The organism is Listeria marthii, from assembly GCF_014227425.1.
In the GTDB taxonomy this organism is placed as follows: Bacteria; Bacillota; Bacilli; order Lactobacillales; family Listeriaceae; genus Listeria; species Listeria marthii.
Genome location: NZ_JAASWB010000011.1, coordinates 1 through 5,230, shown reverse-complemented (window position 1 = coordinate 5,230; position 5,230 = coordinate 1). Strand labels below are relative to the sequence as shown.

Genomic DNA, 5,230 nt, shown 5'->3' with positions numbered 1-5,230 from the left:
TTCCCCTTTTAGAATGAAAATCCCAAACTCCCTTTTTGACCAGTGTGGTTTACTCCCTTTTTCCACACTGGTTTTTTGATGCGAAAAAATGAAAAGAAAAACTGGGAAATCTCATGAAACTCTAACAAAAATCACAGTATATCCACCAAAAAATTGGTTAATATATAGTCATAAGCTAACAACAAGCAAAACATTTCGTTCTTTCCCTTTTTAGAATGAAAACCTAAACTCCCTTTTTGACCAGTGTGGTTTACTCCCTTTTTCCACACTGGTTTTTTAATACAAAAAATGAAAATAAAAACTGGAAAATCTCATGAAACTCTAACAAAAATCACAGTATATCCACCAAATATTTGGTTAATATATAGTTATAAGCTAACAACAAGCAAAACATTTTCATTCTTCTCCCCCCTTTTAGAATGAAAATCCCAAACTCCCTTTTTGACCGATGCGGTTTACTCCCTTTTCCGCATCGGTTTTTTTGTGCGCTAAAATCACTGAATTCTGCTATAATAAATCTCGGAAAGAGGTGTTTGGGCTTGAAGGAGTGGAAAAGGGATCACTTAGGTATGGTCATGGGAATATTGAACGTTACGCCAGACTCTTTTTCGGATGGTGGAAAATATATGCAAGTGGAAGAAGCGGTGGCTCGAGCTGTGCAAATGGCAGAAGATGGTGCCGCAATTATAGATGTTGGCGGAATCTCCACGCGACCGGGTTTTTCGGAAGTAACCCCTGAAGAAGAACTTGCGCGGATTATCCCGGTAATTAAAGCGGTTAGAGAGAAGCTTCCGGATATATGGATTTCCGTTGATTCTTGGCGTGCTGAAGTCGCTGAACAAGCAATTTTAGCTGGAGCTGATATGATAAATGATCAATGGGGCGCGAAAAAAGAACCGAAAATCGCCGAAGTTGCCGCAAAATACGGGGTGCCGATTTGCCTAATGCACAATCGCGATAATGCGCAATATGAAAATTTTTTAGAAGACGTGAAAAATGACTTATTAGAAAGTGTCGCGATTGCAAAAGCTGCTTTGGTACCAGATGAACACATTATTCTTGACCCGGGTTTTGGTTTCGTTAAAACACCTGCTCAGAATTTAGAAGTGTTACGACGCATCGATGAGATTGTTGCACTTGGATATGAGGTCTTGCTTGGAACGAGCCGAAAGTCAACTATAGGTCTTGTTCTAGGGACTACTCCGGAAGATAGAATGGAAGGGACAGGCGCGACAACGGTTTACGGTTTTGCAAAAGGTTGTACGATTACTCGCGTGCATGATGTACTTCCAATTGCGCGCATGGTTCGGATGACAGATGCAATTACCGGCAAATTAGATATTACAAACTTATAAAGAGGTGCTTTAATTGGATAAAATTTATTTAAATGAGTTGGTGTTTTACGGATACCACGGAGTTTTAGCAGAAGAAACAAAGTTAGGACAAACATTTAGGGTGTCGCTTATTCTCGGTCTCTCTACAAAGAAAGCGGGAATGTCAGACAGCGTAGATGATACAGTCAGCTATGCAGAAGTGTATGAAACGGTGAAAGGCATAGTAGAAGGAACACCATTTAAGCTAATTGAAGCACTTGCAGAAAAAATTGCAACCGAAGTTTTAGCAGGCTATCCACTTTTGCAAGAAGTAACTGTAAAACTTATTAAACCAAATCCGCCAATTCCGGGACATTATGATTCTGTTGCTGTGGAAATCGAACGTAAGAGAAGTGATTTGAATGGCTAAAGCGTTTCTGTCCATTGGCACAAACATTGGTGAGCGTTTAGCCAATTTAAATGACGCGCTAGGAGGGCTAGCTGCATCAGAACAAATTAAAATTACCAAAGTGTCTAGCGTTTATGAAACAGATGCAGTAGGCTACGAAGATCAAGCGGCATTTTTAAATATCGCAGCAGAAATCGAAACTGATTTTACGCCGGTTGATTTACTAGATTTTTGCCTGGCGCTCGAACTTGAATTGGGGCGAGTTCGGTTGTTTAAATGGGGGCCGCGCCTTATTGATATTGATGTTTTACTATATGACGATGTTACAATCGACACAGAAAAGCTAAAAATCCCACATCCTTATATGAAAGAACGCGCCTTTGTCATGATTCCACTAATAGAAATTTCACCAGAAAAAAGCACTCTTTTAGAGAATCCAGCCATTTTGGAAGAACAAGGCGTTCGAAAAATAAAAAATCAAGTCAACTGGTAAAATTGGCACTTGCAGAAAAACGTAATTATGATAACATATCACTAGCGCAATTTAAGAGGAAGGGGTTTACCATTAATGTTTAAAATAGGTAACGTAGAAATTAAGAACCAAGTAGTTGTGGCGCCAATGGCCGGTATATCCAATTCTGCATTCCGTCTAACGGTCAAAGAATTCGGAGCAGGCCTCGTTTGCTGTGAAATGATCAGCGACAAAGGAATCGCATACCGTAATGCTAAAACACTTGATATGCTATATATTGATGAAAAAGAAAAACCACTGAGCCTGCAAATTTTCGGTGGCGAGAAAGAAACGCTTGTGGAAGCCGCGAAATTCGTAGCTGAAAATACAACAGCAGATATTATTGATATTAATATGGGTTGCCCGGTAAATAAGATTATCAAATGTGAAGCTGGAGCAAAATGGCTACTTGATCCAAATAAAGTGTACGACATGGTAGCTGCTGTAGTGGATGCTGTTGATAAACCCGTAACAGTGAAAATGCGTATCGGCTGGGACGAAGAACATGTCTTTGCTATCGAAAACGCACTTGCGGCCGAACGTGCCGGAGCTGCTGCAGTTGCAATGCACGGACGTACCCGTGTGCAAATGTATGAAGGTAGCGCGAACTGGGATGTGCTTAGAGACGTAAAACGCGAACTAAAAATCCCGTTCATGGCCAATGGTGACGTAAGAACACCAGAAGATGCCAAACGAATCCTTGAACATACCGGCGCGGATGGCGTGATGATTGGCCGAGCTGCCCTAGGAAACCCATGGATGATTTATCGCACGGTGAAATTCCTAGAAACTGGCGTACTTCTTCCAGAACCAGAACCACGCGAAAAAATGCAAACTGCCATGCTACATCTAAACCGTTTAGTTGAGTTAAAAGGAGAAAACATCGCAGTTCGTGAGTTCAGACAACACGCAGCTTACTATCTAAAAGGCGCTCGCGGAAGTACTCGCGCTAAAGTAGCTGCTAACCAAGCGACGAAGCAATCAGAAATGGAAGCAATTTTAAATGAATTTGTTCTTCAATATGAAGAAAAAGCATTAGCGAAACAAGATTAATTACGGTTGCCTCGAGATTTCGGGGCAATTTTTAAATTTATACTAGAAAAACAAGACCAAAAAAGCGTATAATGGAAACATCTGTAGAAATGAAAAGAATAGGAGTGTACCTATATGAGTAACGAGAATCATGAAGAACTAAATGACCAACTCATCGTCCGTCGCGAAAAAGTGGACACATTACGCGAAGAAGGCATAGATCCTTTTGGCGAAAAATTCATCCGTTCCATCAGCCCGGAAGAACTTGAAACAAAATTCGCTGATAAATCAAAAGAAGAACTTGAAGAAGCTGCTATCGAAGTTTCTGTAGCAGGTCGTATTATGACGAAGCGTGTAAAAGGTAAGGTAGGTTTCACGCATATTCAAGACCGTTTCCATCAACTACAAATCTATATCCGTAAAGACGCTATTGGGGAAGATGCATACGCTATTTTCAAATTAGCTGATTTAGGAGATATTATTGGTATAAAAGGAACTATTTTCCGTACTAATACAGGCGAACTTTCGGTTAAAGCAACAGAATTCACTTTGCTTTCAAAATCATTACGCCCGCTTCCTGATAAATATCATGGCTTAAAAGACGTAGAACAACGCTACCGTCAACGCTACTTAGACTTAATTACAAACGAAGAAAGTCAAAACCGTTTTGTGATGCGTAGTAAAATTTTGAAATACACTCGTGATTACATGGATAATCAAGGTTTCTTGGAAGTAGAAACTCCAGTACTTCACACAATTGCTGGTGGAGCTGCTGCAAAACCATTTATCACACACCATAATGCACTTGATATGGAATTATACTTACGAATTGCTTTAGAGCTACATCTAAAACGCCTAATTGTCGGCGGGATGGACAAAGTATACGAGATTGGACGTGTTTTCCGTAATGAAGGAACATCCACTCGTCATAATCCTGAATTTACAATGCTAGAATCATATGCAGCATACGAAGATTACGAAGATGTTATGGACTTAGTAGAAGGATTAGTTTCAACTGTCTGTAAACAAGTAAATGGAACAACAGAAATAACATACGGTGAATACAAAGTAGATTTAACTCCGAATTGGCGCCGTATCCATATGGCTGACGCAGTAAAAGAATATGTAGGTGTAGATTTCTGGAATGTAACTTCCGATGAAGAAGCACGCGAGCTAGCTAAAAAACATGATGTACCAGTAACGGAACACATGACATATGGCCATATTCTTAACGAGTTTTTCGAAACATATGTAGAAGAAAAACTAATTCAACCAACATTTGTCTATGGGCACCCAGTAGAAATCTCTCCTTTAGCTAAGAAAAATAAAGAAGACGAACGTTTTACTGACCGTTTTGAATTATTCATCGTTGGCCGCGAACACGCAAATGCATTCTCGGAGTTAAATGATCCAATTGACCAAAGAGAACGTTTTGAGGCACAAATAAAAGAACGTGAACAAGGAAATGATGAAGCGCACGGTATGGATGCAGATTTCCTTGAAGCTTTAGAATATGGATTACCGCCAACAGGTGGACTAGGTATAGGTATAGACCGTCTAGTAATGCTATTAACTGACGCTCCATCTATCCGTGATATCCTACTATTCCCAACTATGAAACACCGCGATTAATAAAAAATCCAGAGCTGATAATATCGGTTCTGGATTTTGTTATTTTCTCAGAAAAAAACAAATTTGCCAAAGAGAAACTTTTTCTTAAAATATGCTTGCAATACCCATAAAAACATGATATATTTATAAACGTTCCAGTTAAACAAATGCAAAATGTGATTCAGGAAATTAAATTTTTTTGAAAAAACATCTTGACTTTAATAACTAGATAGAGTAAGATATAAGAGTTGCTGCTAAAGGCAACGAAGAAGAAAAGTGACCTTTGAAAACTGAACAAAGAAGAAGACGAAAAGCAATGAGACGTAAAGTCTCACTGGTAATCGCAGGGCAGAA

The 5,230-nt window shown here is 39.5% G+C and carries 5 protein-coding genes; all 5 read left to right on the top strand.

The features are described from left to right. The first annotated feature begins 539 nt into the window (after positions 1-539). The 5 genes from folP (at position 540) to lysS (ending at position 4,897) form a co-directional block, all read left to right on the top strand. Positions 540-1,355, top strand: a complete 816-nt coding sequence (gene folP, locus HCJ55_RS13845) for a dihydropteroate synthase (protein WP_185518655.1) — start codon at positions 540-542, stop codon at positions 1,353-1,355. 13 nt (positions 1,356-1,368) lie between these two features. Further along, complete coding sequence (gene folB, locus HCJ55_RS13840; protein WP_008946633.1) at positions 1,369-1,743, top strand: dihydroneopterin aldolase; 375 nt, start codon at positions 1,369-1,371, stop codon at positions 1,741-1,743. After that, positions 1,736-2,215: a 2-amino-4-hydroxy-6-hydroxymethyldihydropteridine diphosphokinase gene (folK, locus tag HCJ55_RS13835; RefSeq protein WP_185503389.1), complete on the top strand. Its 480-nt coding sequence runs from the start codon at positions 1,736-1,738 to the stop codon at positions 2,213-2,215. Before folB ends, folK begins: the two co-directional genes overlap by 8 nt. 75 nt (positions 2,216-2,290) lie before the next feature. Then, positions 2,291-3,286, top strand: coding sequence for a tRNA dihydrouridine synthase DusB (gene dusB, locus HCJ55_RS13830; RefSeq protein WP_185518653.1), 996 nt, complete (start codon positions 2,291-2,293; stop codon positions 3,284-3,286). 114 nt (positions 3,287-3,400) lie between these two features. Then, the gene (gene lysS, locus HCJ55_RS13825; RefSeq protein ID WP_008946635.1) at positions 3,401-4,897 is read left to right on the top strand and encodes a lysine--tRNA ligase; all 1,497 of its coding nucleotides are present in this window, start codon (positions 3,401-3,403) and stop codon (positions 4,895-4,897) included. Positions 4,898-5,230 lie beyond the last annotated feature (333 nt).